Genomic DNA, 15,462 nt, shown 5'->3' with positions numbered 1-15,462 from the left:
GTTGGTGCTGTCGGTTTCCCCACACCCCCCCCCCCCCCCCCCCCACCACCCACCCGCACCGACCATGCCACGTTTGACTTACCCCTCAATAACCCTCATTGCCACTCACGACCCCAGGCGGGATCGTAGGTCGTGCAGCTGTCGGACGACCCGGCGATGCAGGAAGTCCGCAAGCTGCGCGGCGAGATGCAGCGCCTCACCAAAGCCGAACTACAGCATGGCGTCGACGCCGGACTCTTCCGGAAAGTTGGCGCCCGCGTCACCGCCTTGCAGCTTTTCGGCTCTGTGCAATGGATGTGGGTCTGGTTCGACCCCGTCTTCCTCGGTGGACTTCTGCTGGACAGGTACGGGTCGCCGCAAGTGGCGGATCCGAAGGGGGCCGTGGGCGCCGTGGGACGGGACTGCCTCACAGCGGCAGGGAGAGTCCCGAATAGCTCATCGTGGGCGGGACAGGCTCGCCAGAACCTCTTTCGCGGCCTGCTCACCCGACGAGGCCGCGTCGGCGAGTGAGGGCATGTCGAGCTGGTAGTCGCCGGCCAGATGGACCGGTCCCAGGCTCCGGCGCAGCGTCGGCAGTGAGGCGCGTCCGCCGGGTGCCCAGAACGGCACGACCCGGTGGTGACGCCGGACGATTCCCTCGTCGAGTTTCCCTTCCAGCTCGGGATAGAGCGAGAGGAGGTCCGCGGTGAATCGGGTGACGATCTCCTCGTCGGTCAGCTCGAACAGGCTGTCGGCCACGGCACCGCCCGCGAAGCAGGCCAGCGCGCCGCCCGGCTTCCGCGGGCCAGGACGGCGCATCGCCGCGGCGTGGTTGAACATCGCCTGGAACGAGAGCTGTGGCGTCGACACGGCGATGTAGTCGTCCCACCGCTGCGGTCCCTCCTCGCGGGTGAAGAAGCCCACCACCACGTACCGGCCGTAGCGGATGTCGTCGAACGCCGTGCGGTATCCGGCCGGGAGGCTGGGCAGGATCTTCACGGCCACGTCGCTGGGAACGGCGACGATCGCTCGGCGAGCGCGAATCCGCGCCGGTCCGTTCTCGTCCTCGTAGTCCACGACGACGCCGTCCTCGGTCCACTCGACCGACGTCGCCGGCGAGTTCAGTCGCAGCCGATCGCCGAGGTCGGCCGCCAGGATGTCGGTGAGGGTCTGATTTCCCCCTTCCGGCAAGGAAAGGTTGGGAACCTTCGCCGGGTCGGTCAGGAGGATGCCCATCGACATGACGAACTGGGTCGCGGCGGTTTCCTCGGGTTCGCAGCCCATCCATTGCCCGGACCAGGATCGGACCATGTCCCGTGCGACCTCGGAGCGGATTCCTCGTAGTACGTACGACGCGGAGAGCGCGTCGAGCTTCGCCCGGACCCGTTTCGCGAGGGGATTGTCCGGGTTCATCTGAAGGAACGGTGCCGCCGCCAGGATGCGGGCGCCGACGATCGCCAGTCCGACCCGGTCGTTGAGGGTCATGCGGGAGCGGAACATCAGGCCGAACGGATTCGAGGTGTCGACTTCTTTTCCGTGCAGCGCGAGGGCCACCTTCTTGCCCGCCAGCGTCCCCATGTCGACCTGATGGCGTTCGAGGGCTTCGATCAGCGCTCCGGTGCCCTCGGTGAACTGGGTTCCGAGGTTGATCCAGTAGTCACCCTGGCGGACCGATTCCACGCGACCACCGGCGCGGCCGGTGGCTTCGAGTACGACGACGTCCTGATCGGACAGGGTGGTCGCCGCCATCAACCCCGCCATTCCGGCGCCGACCACGACGACTTCCGTCTCGAGTTCGATCATTTCTTGCTCCGTTCCGGTGTTGAGGTAAGCGTTGCGGCGACGGCTCGTACCAGCCGCCTCGTGGCCGCTTTGCTGCTCGGGCTGATCGCGGTGAAGCCGATGTAGCCGTGCACGAGTCCGGGCTCGTGGATCACCTCGGCCGGTACACCGCTGGTCAGCAACGCGGTCGCGTAAGCGAGTCCGTCGTCGCGGAGCGGATCGAATCCGGCGACCGCCACGATGGCGCGAGGAAGGCCGCTCAGGTCGCCGGCCCGCAACGGGCAGACCCGCGGGTCCAGCCGATCGGTGCCCTCGGGCAGGTAATGCCCCATGAACCACTCGATCTGCTTGGCGGACAACGCGGGAGAGCCGGCGAACTCGTCCTGGGAGGGGCGGCGCTCCGAGATGTCGGTGACCGGCTGGATGAGCACCTGCGTCATCGGCTGGATCGCTTCACCGCGAAGCCGCTGGCAGAGCACGGCGGCGATATTGCCTCCGGCGCTTTCACCCGCGACGACGATCCGATGTGGGTCCGCCGCATGCTCGACGGCGTAGTGCCACGCGGTCAGCGCGTCGTCGTGCGCCGCAGGGAAAGGGTGTTCGGGTGCGAGCCGGTACTCGACGGACAGGACGTCGGCGCCCGTTCCCTGCGCGAGCATCCGCGCCGGGGAGGCGTAACTCGCGCGGCTGCCCAGCGCGAATCCGCCGCCGTGGAAGAAAAGGATCAAACCCCGGGCGGGCTCGCCGGAGCTGTAGCGGGTTGCCCAGAGCCCATCTCCGAGATCCACGTCCTGCTCGACCGGGCAAGGGGGGATCCGGTCGGCGAACAAGGCCGCGTCGCGCTCGGTGACCTCCCGGGCGGCTGTCGCCGACAGGTCGCTGTAGTCGTCACCGGCTTCCGTGAGCTTCATCAGGAGGGCGACGTCGGGCGCCATCCGATCGCCTGCCCTGTTGACCGGAGGGCGCGTCAGCAGCTTGAGGAGCGGGGCGGGGATGCGGCTCAAGGCGATGACGAAGACACGCTGAAGACGTTGGCTCACCGTGGTCATGAGTCGGCCGCCGCGCTCGTGAGGTCTGCGGTCGCGGAGGTCCGGGCGGAGAAATGGATGTGCTTGTCGACCAGTTTCCCCTTGAAGAGCCGGTTGTCCTTCACGAACGTCGTGTGCATCCGCCACGGCAATTCGGTGCCCTGGCGGGGAAGTTCGGGTTTCGCCCGCTGCATGTAGCCCGCGGTGAGATCGAGGAGATCCGTGGTGGCGAGGCCTTCCGGGACGACCGGCACCGCGATGTCGTAGCCGTTCGCGTCCATGCGCCGGATCACGTCGCCGACCAGGCGGCACACGTTGCCGAGCCGGAGCGTCCACGACGCCTTCGTGTAGCCGAGCATCATGGCCCAGTTCGGCATCCCGGAGATGAGGGCACCGCGATAGAGGAGGGTGTCGGACATCTTCACCGGGCGACCGTCCACTGTGGGCTGGATACCGCCCAGCATCTGCATGACGAGGCCGGTCGCGGTGACGATGAGGTCGGCCTCCAGCTCCTGGCCCGACTGCAACAGAATGCCGTTCTCGGTGAAGCGGTCGATCCGGTCGGTGACCACGTCGGCGTTGCCACCGCGGAGTGCTTTGAAGAACTCCCCGTCCGGGGTGACACAGAGACGCTCGTCCCAAGGGGCGTACGGCGGATTGAAATGAGTGTCCACGTCGATGTGCACCGGGAGTTCTTTGAGCGCCCACTTGCGAAGCGCCTTCCTCCCGAAGTCGGGGAACTTGCGCAGGGTGCTGACGAGCAGGAAGTCGATCCAGATGTTCTTCAGGCGCGTGGCCGAGTAGCCGCGCTTGGCCCCGAGCAGTTTGGTGAGCTTGACGGCGATGCCGTCGACCCGCGGCTGGGAGGCGATGTAGCTGGGCGTGCGCTGGAGCATCGTCACGTGGGCCGCGCCGCCGTCACCCATCAGCATGGCCGGGAGCATCGTCACCGCCGTCGCGCCACTGCCGATGATCACCACCCGTTTGCCGCTGTGGTCGTAATCCTCCGGCCACTGCTGGGGATGGAGGATGTCGCCCTGGAAGTCGTCCTGACCTTCGAAGTGGGGCGTGTATCCCTTGTCGTATCGGTAGTAGCCGGTCGCGCTGAAGACAAAGCCGGCCTTGATGGTCTTCGTGTGTTCGGCGCCGGTCACGGTCACCTGAAGTGTCCACCGCGCCTCGGCGCTCGACCAGTCGGCGGAGGTCACCCGGTGCCCGAATCGAAGGATCTTGTCCAGGCCGAACTCGGTGACCGTTTCGTCGAGGTATTCGCGGATCAACGGCGCTTCGGCGATCGCGCTCCGATGCCGCCACGGCTTGAACTCGTAGGCGTAGGTGTGCAGATCGGAATCGGACCGGACGCCCGGATAGCGGAACAGGTCCCAGGTGCCGCCGATCGCGTCGCGAGACTCCAGCAGGAGGATCTTCTTGTCGGGGAAGTCGGCCATCAGATGCCGGGCCGCACCGATACCGGAGATACCGGCGCCGATGACGACGATGTCGGCGGACTCCGTCGCGTCTGTGTCCTTCATGCTGCACTTCCTTCGGGGTTTTGGTCCTGGGGGAGGGTGGGGACGACGCCGGTCCCGCGAGCCCGGGTGGCGATGATGGGCTCGGCGAGGACTTCCGCTCGGCCCGTGTGGTCGATGGCTCGGGCGATGACGCGCAGCTCGAAGTCGATCGTCCGGCTCCGGTTTCCCTTGGCCGCGAGCCGTGCTTCGACCTCGATGACGTCGCCGCCATGCACCGGCGACAGGAAGTCCACGGACGAGTAACCCGCGAAGAGGCTCTCGTGGCCGTCCGTGACGATCGCGAGATGGGTTCCGGCGTCGCCGAACAGCGCCAGGCCGAACGCCCCGTCGACGAGATTGCCGGCGTAGTGGGCCTCGGAGTAGGCGACGTAGCGCCGATGGATGACTTTCATGAGAGCTCCTGACCGAGTAGGTCATCCGATTAAGTCAGTTGGCCGAGTGTGTGACAACTTTCATCTCTCGTCAAGGGGCGGTTCAGGTGCTCGCCCGAAAGGGGCTGTTGACAACGCGCGACCAGGCGCTCATCATCTTCGTCAATTGATCGAGTCATTTGACTAACTCGCCAAAGATCGAAAGGGCCCGCGATGGCCGAGATCATGACGTTCCCCGAGGCGCCCGTGAGGGAGGGCTCGACCTTCCCCATCACGATCGAAGACGACGCGAGTCCGGTCGTCCGGCTGATCGGACGCACCTTGCGTGACTCAGCGCGGATCGGTCACGCGCCGGAGGTCCTGGGCCGATCCGCCGGTACCGTGGCGGTCCGCTCCCACGACACACCACAGGCCGCGACGATTTCCTTCGGCCGCAAGACGATCACGGTGACCGGTGGAGTCGTGGCCGAGCCGGACGCGACGGTCGTCGTCGATCTGCGGGCGCGCTTCGATTCCGCGCAAGAGCCCGTCGGTGACGTCGTCCTGGCCGCCGGAATCTTGCGTGCGTTGACGCCGCCGCTGCCGCATTGGTGCGAGGCCGCCCGGCATTTCTGGGCGGTGACAAGGGGAATCCCGGGAATTCCCGACGTTCTGATCGTCGACGCCGACGGCCCCGGCGGTCCGGAACGGCATCGCTTCGGCGATGGGGCGACCGAGTACCTGATGGCGGGGCCGTCCGACGTTCTCGCCGGTGTCTTCAGCGGGGCGGACGACTTCGTCGCCTCGTTGGCGGCCGGACTGCGGCTCAAGGGCACGTTGGCACAGATGTCGGTCATGACGGCCGCGTCCTGGAGGGTTCGTTTCGATGTCTGATACACGCGCCGTGCGCCTCGAGGCGACGAATCACGACGGAAGCTTTCTGGGCAAGAACGTGTCGATGACGAAGTTCGCCTCGGGCAAGGAATCCGGCTTCGCCTTCGCCGACATCCTGTTCGCGATCGACCTGGGCAACGAGATCGTCCTCGGTGACGCTTTCCCGGACTGGCGCGGCAATCTCTACGACATCCAGATGATCCCCGACCTGTCGACCCTCGTCGAGTGGAAGCCGGGGCTGGATGCGGTCATCGGCGACTATTGGCTGAAGGACGGCACACCGGTGCCGATCTGCCCGCGGAATCTCGTGCGGAAACTGGTGGCCCGGCTGGCGGTTCTCGGATACACCGCGACCGTCGCCGTGGAGATCGAAGCGACCTTGTTCGAGGAATCCGTTCAGGAGGCGCGAAAACGCGGATACCGGGATCTGACTCCGTTGGGCGGCGACACGGGAGCCACGTATCACTTGGCGAGGTCGAAGGATTGGGTCGACTACATGGAAGCGGTCGTCGGCCGCCTCGATCGCGTCGGTATCGCTTGGGAGGCATGGACCGACGAGGCCGCCGCCGGGCAGACGGAGCTGAATCTGGCGCCGGCGGATCCGATCACGCTGGCCGACTCCTGGGCGCGGACCCGGCAAGTCATGCGGGAGGTCGCGTTCGAACAGGGCCACACCGTGACCTTCATGGCCAAGCCGACGGCGGGCTACGGACAAGGCGCCCACATCAACCTTTCGCTCCAGAGCGACGGAGTGAACCGGTTCTTCGCCGACGACGGCCCGTCCCCGTTGATGCGGCACGCGGTCGGCGGCCTGCTGGCCACGATGGCGGGCAACACCTCGCTCGCGTTGCCGCAGATCACCTCGTACCGGCGGCTGGTCGACTTCACCGGACCGCCCACCACCGTGAGCTGGGGCGTCAACAACAAGACGGCCGCGGTGCGCGCGATCACCGGCCATCCCAAGTACTCGCGCCTCGAGTACCGGCTTCCCGGCGCCGACGTCAATCCCTACCTGGCGCTTGCCGGGGTGCTGGCCGGAGTGCTGGCAGGCATTGAGCGGGAGATCGAGCCGCCGGAGCAGGTCACGGACATGGCGTGGTGCCTGCCCGAAGGCCACGGAGTGACCCGGATCCCGGACACGATGTCGAAGGCAGGCGCGGCCCTGGACGCCGATCCGCTCCTGCGCGAGTACCTCGGTGACGAGTTCGTGGACTTCTGGGTCGCGTCGCGGCGATGGGAGTGGATGGAGTTCCACACCAAAGGCGGCGATCCGTACACCGAACTCTCCCAGTGGGAGTCCACCCGTTATTTCGAGTTCCCGTGAGCGCGCGTCCGCTGATCGGCATCACCGGCAGACGCTTCCGGCTGGAGTTGATCAAGGGAGCCGACGAGCGGTACGGCGACCGTTGTCTCGACAGCTACATGTCGGACTTCGCGAGCCGGATCGCGGAAGCCGGTGGGCTTCCGGTGCACCTGTCCTACGACACCGACGTGACGGCGATCTGTCAGCGGCTTTCCGGGGTCGTGATCACCGGTGGGCAAGACGTCCATCCGGCGTTTTGGGGCGGCGACCCGGGTGTGGTCCGCGACGTCGATCCGAGACTGGACCCGATGGCCCACGACGCGGCCCGGGACGAGTACGAGATCGCGCTCGCCCAGGCCGCTCTGGAGCGGGGGATTCCCTTGCTGGGCGTGTGCCGCGGCATGCAGGTGCTCAACGTCGCGCTCGGCGGCACCCTCGTCGCCGACCTGCCTGCCGGGCCGGTGAGCCATCTGTCGGCGGAGGCGGCGCCCACCGACGGCGCCGCTGATCACCTTGTGTCCTTCGAACAAGGCTCGATCGCCGCCGGCCTGTTCGGCGAGCACGCGATGACCAACTCGTGGCACCACCAGGCCGTCGACCGCTGCGGCACCGGTCTGGTCGTGACCGGACGGGCGAGCGACGGCGTGGTCGAAGCGGTCGAGCTCCCGGGCGCACCGGTGCTCGGCGTCCAGTGGCACCCGGAATGGATGAAGAGCGAGGACCCGGCGATGACGTGGATCGTCCAGGCCGCGGCGAAGACGCGAAGGAGCTTGCCATGACCCCGGTCGTGAAGCCCGGACAGGCGGGCGACGACCCCGCCGTCCCGACGCTGACGGAACTGTTGTCGCGGCGCGCGAAGGACTCGCCGGATCGGGAGTTCCTGCGCTTCGGCGAGGATTCGTGGAGCTTCGCCGAGATCGACGAATGGACCTCCAGACTCGCCCACCGGCTGATCGAGGTCGACGGCGTCGGGCAGGGCGACCGTGTCGCGATCATGCTCCCGAACGTCGTGCACTGGCCCGTGGTGTGGCTCGCCGTGCTGAAGGCGGGCGCGGTCGCCGTACCGATCAACAGCTCCTACCGGCGCGCCGACCTCGACTTCGTCCTGCGGGACTCCGGGGCGCGCGTCGTGTTCACCGACGCCGACCGCTCGGACCTGATCGCGGGGGTCGTCGCCGGTGAGGACATTCGCGTCGTCGATATCGCCGACGACGGGGCGGAGCCGTTCCCGGCGGCACCTCCGGCGGTGCCGATCGACGGCGATGCCCTGGCGAATCTGCAGTACACGTCGGGCACGACCGGTTTTCCCAAGGCGTGCATGCTCACCCACGACTACTGGGTCCGGCTGGGCTGGCTCTGCGCGTCGGCGACCGGGCTCGGTCCTGAAGACGTTCTTCTTACGGCGCAACCGTTTTCGTACATGGATCCACAATGGAACACCGCGCTGGCGCTCACGGTCGGCGCTCCGCTGGTCGTACTGCCTCGCTTCTCCGCGTCGACCTTCATGGCGGACGTCCGGCGGCACCGCGCGACCTTCTTCTACGTCCTCGGGTCCATGCCGACGCTGCTGTTCAAACAACCGCCCGCTCCCGAGGACCGCGAGAACGATCTCCGCCTCGTGTTCTGCTCCGGCATCCCGGTCGGTCTTCACGCCCGGCTGGAAGAGCGTTGGGGCGCCCCGTGGCGCGAGATCTACGGGATGACCGAGTCCGGGATCGACCTGTTCAGCCCCTTCGCCGACGCGGACGCAGTGGGAAGCGGGAGCCTCGGTCAGCCGGTACCGACGAAACGGGTCCGCGTCGTCGATCCCGACGGCGCCGAGGTGCCCGACGGCGAGGCCGGTGAGCTGATCATCGCGGGCACGCCGATGATGAACGGCTACTGGAACCGTCCGGAGGACACCGCCCGGGTGCTGCGGGACGGCTGGCTCCACACCGGCGATGTCGTCGTCCGCCGCCCGGACGGCGGGATCCGGCTGGTCGGCCGGATCAAGGACATGGTGCGGCGCGGCGGCGAAAACGTCGCGAGCGTCGAAGTCGAAGCCGCCTTGGAGCGGGACGATCTGGTGGTTTCGGCCGCCGTCGTCGCCGAACCCGACGAGACCCTCGGCGAGGAGGTCAAGGCTTTTGTCCAGCTGGCGGCCGGCGTGCCTTCCGGTCGTGCGACGGCCGAACGGATCGTCGAGCGGGCGGGCAAGGAACTCGCGCGTTTCAAGGTGCCGCGCTACGTCGAGTTCGTCACCGGCTTCCCTCGCACTCCGTCCGAACGCATCGCCAAACCGGCTCTCAAGGCCCGGGCCGCGGACGATCCCGGCGTGACCTACGACCTCGGCGCGCGACGGGGATTCCTCGGCGTCGAAGTCGTCCGGGACGTAGTGGTGCTGACCCTCCGGCGCCCCGAGAAGCTCAACGCCCTGGACGTCGCCACCCGGCGTCGGCTGGCGGCCGTCATTCGCGAATTCGGTACCAGCGAGAGGGTGCGCGGGATCGTGCTCACCGGCGAGGGACGCGCCTTCTCCGCGGGGGAAGACCTCCAGAACGCGCCGTCCACGGACGCCGAGATGCGGGAAGCGTTCGCGAGTTTCCATGACCTCACCAGGGCCATTCTGGAGACGCGGGTGCCCGTGATCGCGGCCGTCAACGGAATCGCGGTCGGGGGAGCATCGGAGCTCACCCTGTGCTGCGACGCCCGCATCGGAACCCCGGCGACGGAATACTTCCAACCGGAAAACGGCCGGGGAATCACGATTTCGAACGCGTCCAGCGTGCTGTTGAGGCGCCTCATCGGGAACCACGCGATGCGCGTGGTCCTCGGATCCCCTCGCGTTCCCGCCGACGAAGCCTTACGGATCGGCCTTCTCGACGAGATCGTCGAGCCCGGCGCCCTGATCGGCCGCGCAGTCGACACCGTCACCGAGTGGACGCCCGAGGGGAACACGACGGCCCTGCACCTCGCGCTCCTGCGTCCGCGGGCAGAGGACGTCGAAGCAGCCTTCGCCCGTGAAGACCTCGCCGCGGCCCAGGCGTGGGAGAGCGGGGTTCTGACCGCGGGCATCCAGCGCTTTTTGTCCACTGACAAAGCATCCAAAGAGGAGACCTCGACATGATCGACACCCAGGCCGCGGTGCTGACCGCCGTCAACGAGCCGCTCGAGCTGACCGTCATCCGGGTGGACGACCCGGAGCCGCACGAGGTGCGGGTCGCGGTCACGAACGTGGGGCTGTGCCACAGCGACCTGCACTACATGACCGGAACGGTGCCGACCGGCCTGCCGGTCGTGGTCGGCCACGAGGTGGCGGGCGTGGTCGAGGCGGTCGGCTCGCAGGTGTCCGGGCTGCGCCCCGGGGACCGCGTGGTCGGCGCGCTGACTCCTTCCTGCGGCCGCTGCGCCAACTGTGAGGCGGGACGGTCGACCCAGTGCGGGCGGGTGGAGGAGATCCGCCGACGTCCTCGGCCCGCGTTCCAGACCACGGACGGCGAGCCGATCGAGCGGCTCGGCGACATCGGGGCGTTCTCCCGGCACGTCCTCATGCGCGAGAACTCGCTGGTGAAGCTCCCCGACGACGTTCCTCTCCACGTCGGCTGCCTCCTGGCCTGCTGCGTCATCACCGGCGTCGGCGCCGTCTTCCGCGGCGCCCGCGTGCGACCGGGCAGCACGGTCGCGGTCATCGGCTGCGGCGGCGTCGGATCGGCCATCATCCAGGGCGCCCGGCTCGCCGGCGCCTCGGCGATCGTCGCGATCGACCTGGACGACGAACGGCTCAAGGCCGCCCGCGGCTACGGCGCCACCCACGTCATCAACGGTGGGGACGGCGATCCGGTCGCGGAACTCCACCGTCAGCTGGGTGACGGAGTGGACTACGCCTTCGAGGCGGTCGGCTCGGCCCGCACCGCGGCGACGGCCCTGGCCCTCGTGCGCCCGACGGGGACCGCATGCCTGGTCGGGATCGCACCCGGAGGCACTGAGCTCAGCGTCCCCGCATCGGACTTCTTCTTCGAGGAGAAGCGGCTCATCGGCTCCTACATGGGCTCGGGACAGGCACGGCAGGACATCCTCCAGCTCGCGCGCCTCTACCAACAGGGACGCCTGCTGCTCGACGAAATGGTCACGCGCGTCATCCCTTTCGGCGAGATCAACGAGGGCTTCGAGGCGATGAAATCCGGCGACGTGACCCGCATCGTCGTCGACATCCAATCCTGACCGGCGAAGGAAACGTGAAGATGAACAACGAGATTCCCCAGCCGGTGAACTACATCGCCGACGCCTGGAGCGAAGCCGAGACGATCCCCGACGCGTGGAACGTCGACCCCAACACACGCGAACCCGTCCACCGCTCCGTCACGACGGCACCCGACGACGTCGAACGCGCGCTGCGGCACGCGGAGCGCGTGTACGACGTCGGACGCTGGGACGAGGACGCCCGACGCGAGCGCGCCGAGATGCTGGAGCGCGTCGCCGACATCGTCGAGAGCCGTGCCGAAGACATTGCCCGCACGGACTCGCTGACCAGCGGCACACCGATCAGCGTCACGCGCAAGGTCGCGGCCTTCCTGCCCGCGAGGATCCGCGCGTCGGCGGCGGATCTGGTGACCATCCCGCGGGTCACCGCGCTGGCGGCCGGCGGCCGGGACGTCCGCCTCTACAAGGTGCCTTGGGGGCCTGCCGCGATCCTCACGCCGTGGAACGGGCCGAGTTTCATCCCCGCGGCCAAGATTTCCAGCGCGATAGCCGCGGGCTGCCCCGTCATCCTCAAACCCTCGGAGCACGCGCCCGGTAGCGCGCAGATCATCGTCGAGTCCTTCCTCGAAGCGGGCCTGCCCAGCGGCGCGCTGCAACTGGTGCACGGTGCCGGCGACGTCGGCGCCAGGCTGACCACCGACCCGCGCGTCAAGATCGTCTCGTTCACCGGCGGCCCCGCCGCCGGACGCGCCATCGCCCGCGCGGGAGCAGAGGACTTCAAGGTCTTGCAGCTGGAGCTCGGCGGGAACAATCCGGTCCTCGTGCTCGACGATGCCGACCTCGACGTCACCGCGGACGGCATCCTCGACGGCATGACCAAGCTCAACGGTCAATGGTGTGAGGGACCGGGCAAGATCCTCGCGCACCACAGCCTGGTCGCCCCACTTCTCGAGGCGTTGACCGAGCGGATCACCAAGCTCGTCGTCGGCCACTCACTCGACGAGGACGTCCACATCGGACCGATCTCCAACGCCCCGCACTTCGAGACCCTCAAGAACAGGATCGAAGGGCTGCGCGACCTCGGAGCGACCCTCCACCAGCCGGCGCAGTTGCCCGAACTCGACGGCTACTTCCTGTCGCCGACCATCGCCGTCGGAGCCGACCCCGCTCGCGCTACCGCCGAACTGTTCGGCCCCGTCGTTTCGCTGCACGCCGTGGACTCCGACGAGCAGGCGTTGCGGATCGCCAACGCCAACCCCTCAGGTCTCGACGCCTACGTGTTCGGCGCCGACACCGACCGCGCGATCGGCGTCGGCGCCCGCATCCTGTCCGGCGAGGTACGGGTCAACGGCGCCAAGATCGCCGACCTCGGTGACGACTCGGCTCAGAGCTTCTGGGGTCCGGCGGGCATCGGCGGCCACGGGCCGGCGGAGTCGGTGCGCGTCTTTTGCGGCGACAGAGTCGTCGGCGTCGATTCGCCCGGCTTACCGTTGTGAGGGCGCCACGGGTGTGGATCCGAGCCGGGCCGCGAGCCAGCTGTCGAGGACCGACGTGGCGAGCTCCATCTGGCCCAGCGCGGCGGACCGATCCCCGTAGGTCAACCAGTTCGCGGCGAAACCGTCGGCCAAGGCGGCGATGACGAAGGCGATCTCCTCGACGATCTCCGGTTCGATCGGATGGTCCGAACCGGCGTCGCGCAGCGCGGTGCGCACGGTCTCGAGGGCCTTGTCGTACACCGCGATACCGCGGTCTCCGTGCTGGCGCCGTGCCCAGCTGATGAGTTCCATCGCCGCCATGGCGAAACTGGCCGACTCGAGATAGCACTCCATGACCCCGCGCAGGAGCCGTCGAGCCGTCTCCGCCACGTCGCCGGGGGAGGCGTTGTTCTCGAGCGCGTCGCGGTACCTGCCCGCCACGAACTCGTAGACGTCGGCGAAGAGATCCTCTTTGGAGTCGTAGCAGTAGTGCAGCATCGCCAGGTTCGCTTGAGCCTGCTCGGCGATCCGCCGGGTCGTCGCGCCCTCGATGCCGTAGACCGCGATGACCTCCACCGCGGCCTTGATGAAGTCGCCGCGCCGTTGGGCGGCGGAGATCCGTGGCACGCAATCCTCCCGGTGCACGTAGTTGGACGCTTGATTAAGTCAACGCCAGCCTAGCAGTGAAACTTCTTAGTCAAGCGACTTGATCGGATGGCTAAGTCTGGCGTACGCTATGGCCCGGATCACAAATCCGTGGAGCGTCCCCAGGGCTTCGGCCGACGGCCCGAACACCGCCTTCAGCTCAGAGGCGAAGGCACGACTCGAAGGAATAAAGGACATGAAGGAAATGCTCTTCATGCTGGCCGATCTCTGGATGATCTTCGCCGGCTTCTGCTTCGGATGGAAATTCATCAGGCGCTACAACAACTACCTGCTCGGCTTGGAATGGATGATCGTCGCCACATCGGGCTCGAACTTCCTCCTGTGGGCACTTCTGGGCGGAGACGAGGACAGCTTCCTCTACACCATCGCGTACTTCTTCGACGCCTTCTCGCGATCCGTCGGCATCACCCTCATCCTCGTCCTGGGCCTGATGCGCGTGACGCACCGGTACAAGCCCTCTGTCGCGGTCGATGTCGGCGTGTTCGCGCTCGCCGCCGCCGCCGGCCTGTTCCTACAGCAATTCCGCGCCGACAAGCTGCACCTCGGTCCGGCGACGTTCTACGTCGTGGTCAACGTTCTCACGACGATCTTCCTCGCCTACTTCGTCTGGCGGCTTTGGCGGATCGGTGCCAAAAAGCTGGCCCTCGCCACGGCGCTGGTCACCCTCGCGGGATCCGTCATCGCGATCACGTACGACTTCTTCCCGATCCCGGGCGACGACGCGCACCGGACGATTTTCTACACCGCGGCGCTGGCGACCTGGGGATTCCAGATGTTCGTGTGCTTCTTCGCCTATCGAGCCCTGCACGACCACAACGTGGCGGCGGGTGTCGAGCCGTCGTCGCGCGAGCAGAGCGTGGCGAGGGCCTGAGCGATGAAGACCGACAACGTCGAGTACACCACCTTCAGCGGTTGGGTGGATCCGCCCGAGGACGTCCTGCCTTCCCTGGCCGAGGACCTCGCCTGCGAGGTCGCGGTCGTCGGCGGCGGCATCGGCGGCATGTCGACGGCGCTGCGGCTGGCCGAACGCGGGCAGGACGTGGTGCTGCTGGAGGCCGAATTCTGCGGGCACGGCGCCAGTTCCCGCAACGCCGGGCAGCTGGCGGGTGCCCCGGGCGGAGATCTTCAGCTCCTCAATCTGTTGTACCGCAAGAAGATGCCCGGAATGATCCGCCTTGCCGAGCGCGCCGCGCACCACGTCGAGGGCCTGATCGAGAAGCACGGCATCGACTGCGACTACGAACGGACGGGCAACGTCTTCGCGGCGGTGTCCCGTGGACAGCTGGGCCGCGTGCGCCGGGTGACCAAGATCCTTCGGCGCGTCGGCGCCGACGTGGAACTGGGCACGAGCGACGAGCTCGGAATCCCTCGCGGATTTCTCGGCGGCATGCGCGAAAAGGTCGGCGGGATCATGAATCCCGGCCGATTCACCTTGGGGCTGCGACGTGTCCTGCTCCGCACCTCCGCACGAGTCTTCGAGCAGACGAAGGTCACCGACGTCGCCCGCGACCGCGGCCAGGTGGTCATCACCACCCCTCGGGGTGAAGTGCGGGCGAACAAGGTGGTGCTGGCGACGAACGCGTACGCGGGGGAGTGGGACATCACGCCGCCACGGCTGTCCGTGCCCATCTGGGTCGCCGAAGTGGAGACCGAGCCCATCGACCCCGCCCGTTTGGCGGCGCTCGGGTGGACCAGCCGATCCGGACTCGTCACCCAGCACAACATCATGGAGAACTATCACCTGACACCGCGGAACACCATCGTCTTCGGCGTCCGGCGGCTCGAACGCGGCAGGACATATCCACTCCCGCCGAAGGAACCGGACCCGGCCCTCGTCGAAGAACTCGCCGAAGCCTTCGCGACCCGGTTCCCGGCTCTCTCCGACGTCGCGATCGATCGCGCGTGGGGAGGATGGATCGCGATCACGTCGTCCTGGCTGCCCCTCGCGGGCCAGATCGACGACGGCGTTTATTACTCGATCGCCTGCAACGGCCACGGTCTGGCCCAAGCACCCTACGTCGGCTCCCTCATCGCCGACCTGATCGTCGGCGGCGAGCGACACGAAGACCTGGCGGAACTGTGGCAGAAGAAGCCCAAGTTCCTGCGCCCGATCATGATGAGCCCATTGGGGCTTCGTACTATCTGGACTGTCGACCGCTTCAACGATTTCGTCAACGGAAGCCGGCGTAACGCCCGGCGAGGATCGGCGCCCGTGACCTGAACGACGCTCGCTCGGATCACGCGGCGCCACGTGGACGATCAACGGAGGTAACG

14 protein-coding genes are annotated in these 15,462 nt (G+C 67.6%); 9 read left to right on the top strand and 5 right to left on the bottom strand.

From position 1 onward, the window contains the following. Positions 1–156: 156 nt before the first annotated feature. Complete coding sequence (locus ACIRGA_RS16910) at positions 157–510, top strand: hypothetical protein (RefSeq protein WP_400942011.1); 354 nt, start codon at positions 157–159, stop codon at positions 508–510. Here the strand turns inward: ACIRGA_RS16910 and ACIRGA_RS16905 are convergent. From ACIRGA_RS16905 to ACIRGA_RS16890, 4 genes are read right to left on the bottom strand one after another with little or no spacing between them, the layout of a single operon-like run. After that, entirely contained in the window at positions 436–1,782 is a 1,347-nt protein-coding gene (locus ACIRGA_RS16905) for a flavin monoamine oxidase family protein (RefSeq protein WP_400942001.1), read from the bottom strand. The genes ACIRGA_RS16910 and ACIRGA_RS16905 overlap by 75 nt on opposite strands. After that, positions 1,779–2,810, bottom strand: coding sequence for an alpha/beta hydrolase (locus tag ACIRGA_RS16900; RefSeq protein ID WP_400941998.1), 1,032 nt, complete (start codon positions 2,808–2,810; stop codon positions 1,779–1,781). Before ACIRGA_RS16900 ends, ACIRGA_RS16905 begins: the two co-directional genes overlap by 4 nt. After that, positions 2,807–4,321, bottom strand: a complete 1,515-nt coding sequence (locus ACIRGA_RS16895) for a flavin-containing monooxygenase (protein ID WP_400941996.1) — start codon at positions 4,319–4,321, stop codon at positions 2,807–2,809. Before ACIRGA_RS16895 ends, ACIRGA_RS16900 begins: the two co-directional genes overlap by 4 nt. Continuing rightward, a complete protein-coding gene (locus tag ACIRGA_RS16890) occupies positions 4,318–4,713 on the bottom strand; it encodes a hotdog domain-containing protein (protein WP_400941993.1) in 396 nt (131 codons plus the stop codon). Before ACIRGA_RS16890 ends, ACIRGA_RS16895 begins: the two co-directional genes overlap by 4 nt. Before the next feature lie 192 nt (positions 4,714–4,905). Between ACIRGA_RS16890 and ACIRGA_RS16885 the strand changes: the two genes are divergently transcribed. Genes ACIRGA_RS16885 through ACIRGA_RS16860 form a run of 6 tightly spaced genes read left to right on the top strand, consistent with a single transcriptional unit; the run spans position 4,906 to position 12,543 of the window. Continuing rightward, entirely contained in the window at positions 4,906–5,565 is a 660-nt protein-coding gene (locus ACIRGA_RS16885; protein WP_400941990.1) for a hypothetical protein, read from the top strand. Beyond that, positions 5,558–6,889, top strand: coding sequence for a glutamine synthetase family protein (locus ACIRGA_RS16880; protein WP_400941988.1), 1,332 nt, complete (start codon positions 5,558–5,560; stop codon positions 6,887–6,889). Before ACIRGA_RS16885 ends, ACIRGA_RS16880 begins: the two co-directional genes overlap by 8 nt. Further along, positions 6,886–7,647 carry a gamma-glutamyl-gamma-aminobutyrate hydrolase family protein gene (locus ACIRGA_RS16875; RefSeq protein WP_400941986.1) on the top strand — a complete coding sequence of 254 codons (762 nt, stop codon included), beginning with the start codon at positions 6,886–6,888 and terminating at the stop codon, positions 7,645–7,647. The genes ACIRGA_RS16880 and ACIRGA_RS16875 overlap by 4 nt, the downstream gene beginning before the upstream one ends. Next, positions 7,644–9,974, top strand: a complete 2,331-nt coding sequence (locus ACIRGA_RS16870) for an AMP-binding protein (RefSeq protein WP_400941983.1) — start codon at positions 7,644–7,646, stop codon at positions 9,972–9,974. Before ACIRGA_RS16875 ends, ACIRGA_RS16870 begins: the two co-directional genes overlap by 4 nt. After that, complete coding sequence (locus tag ACIRGA_RS16865) at positions 9,971–11,068, top strand: Zn-dependent alcohol dehydrogenase (protein ID WP_400941981.1); 1,098 nt, start codon at positions 9,971–9,973, stop codon at positions 11,066–11,068. The genes ACIRGA_RS16870 and ACIRGA_RS16865 overlap by 4 nt, the downstream gene beginning before the upstream one ends. A 20-nt stretch (positions 11,069–11,088) precedes the next feature. Then, positions 11,089–12,543 (top strand): aldehyde dehydrogenase family protein, encoded by a 1,455-nt coding sequence (locus ACIRGA_RS16860; protein WP_400941979.1) that lies wholly within the window; start codon positions 11,089–11,091, stop codon positions 12,541–12,543. Here the strand turns inward: ACIRGA_RS16860 and ACIRGA_RS16855 are convergent. Further along, complete coding sequence (locus ACIRGA_RS16855; RefSeq protein ID WP_400941976.1) at positions 12,532–13,149, bottom strand: TetR/AcrR family transcriptional regulator; 618 nt, start codon at positions 13,147–13,149, stop codon at positions 12,532–12,534. The genes ACIRGA_RS16860 and ACIRGA_RS16855 overlap by 12 nt on opposite strands. Positions 13,150–13,363: 214 nt before the next feature. On the opposite strand from ACIRGA_RS16855, the gene ACIRGA_RS16850 reads away from it, so the two are divergent. Together ACIRGA_RS16850 and ACIRGA_RS16845 are read left to right on the top strand one after the other, a co-directional pair. Then, a complete protein-coding gene (locus tag ACIRGA_RS16850; protein WP_400941974.1) occupies positions 13,364–14,059 on the top strand; it encodes a transporter in 696 nt (231 codons plus the stop codon). 3 nt (positions 14,060–14,062) lie between these two features. Then, complete coding sequence (locus tag ACIRGA_RS16845; RefSeq protein ID WP_400941971.1) at positions 14,063–15,409, top strand: NAD(P)/FAD-dependent oxidoreductase; 1,347 nt, start codon at positions 14,063–14,065, stop codon at positions 15,407–15,409. Positions 15,410–15,462: the final 53 nt, after the last annotated feature.

It is taken from the genome of Amycolatopsis sp. NPDC102389, from assembly GCF_044765885.1.
Lineage (GTDB): Bacteria > Actinomycetota > Actinomycetes > Mycobacteriales > Pseudonocardiaceae > Amycolatopsis.
This window is presented reverse-complemented; position numbering and strand designations above follow the sequence as displayed.

Coding starts and splice junctions, on each gene's coding strand:
- ACIRGA_RS16880 (WP_400941988.1), top strand. CDS start 5,558: ATGTCTGATACACGCGCCGTGCGCCTCGAGGCGACGAATCACGACGGA.
- ACIRGA_RS16905 (WP_400942001.1), bottom strand. CDS start 1,782: ATGATCGAACTCGAGACGGAAGTCGTCGTGGTCGGCGCCGGAATGGCG.
- ACIRGA_RS16850 (WP_400941974.1), top strand. CDS start 13,364: ATGAAGGAAATGCTCTTCATGCTGGCCGATCTCTGGATGATCTTCGCC.
- ACIRGA_RS16845 (WP_400941971.1), top strand. CDS start 14,063: ATGAAGACCGACAACGTCGAGTACACCACCTTCAGCGGTTGGGTGGAT.
- ACIRGA_RS16890 (WP_400941993.1), bottom strand. CDS start 4,713: ATGAAAGTCATCCATCGGCGCTACGTCGCCTACTCCGAGGCCCACTAC.
- ACIRGA_RS16910 (WP_400942011.1), top strand. CDS start 157: ATGCAGGAAGTCCGCAAGCTGCGCGGCGAGATGCAGCGCCTCACCAAA.
- ACIRGA_RS16870 (WP_400941983.1), top strand. CDS start 7,644: ATGACCCCGGTCGTGAAGCCCGGACAGGCGGGCGACGACCCCGCCGTC.
- ACIRGA_RS16885 (WP_400941990.1), top strand. CDS start 4,906: ATGGCCGAGATCATGACGTTCCCCGAGGCGCCCGTGAGGGAGGGCTCG.
- ACIRGA_RS16900 (WP_400941998.1), bottom strand. CDS start 2,810: ATGACCACGGTGAGCCAACGTCTTCAGCGTGTCTTCGTCATCGCCTTG.
- ACIRGA_RS16860 (WP_400941979.1), top strand. CDS start 11,089: ATGAACAACGAGATTCCCCAGCCGGTGAACTACATCGCCGACGCCTGG.
- ACIRGA_RS16865 (WP_400941981.1), top strand. CDS start 9,971: ATGATCGACACCCAGGCCGCGGTGCTGACCGCCGTCAACGAGCCGCTC.
- ACIRGA_RS16895 (WP_400941996.1), bottom strand. CDS start 4,321: ATGAAGGACACAGACGCGACGGAGTCCGCCGACATCGTCGTCATCGGC.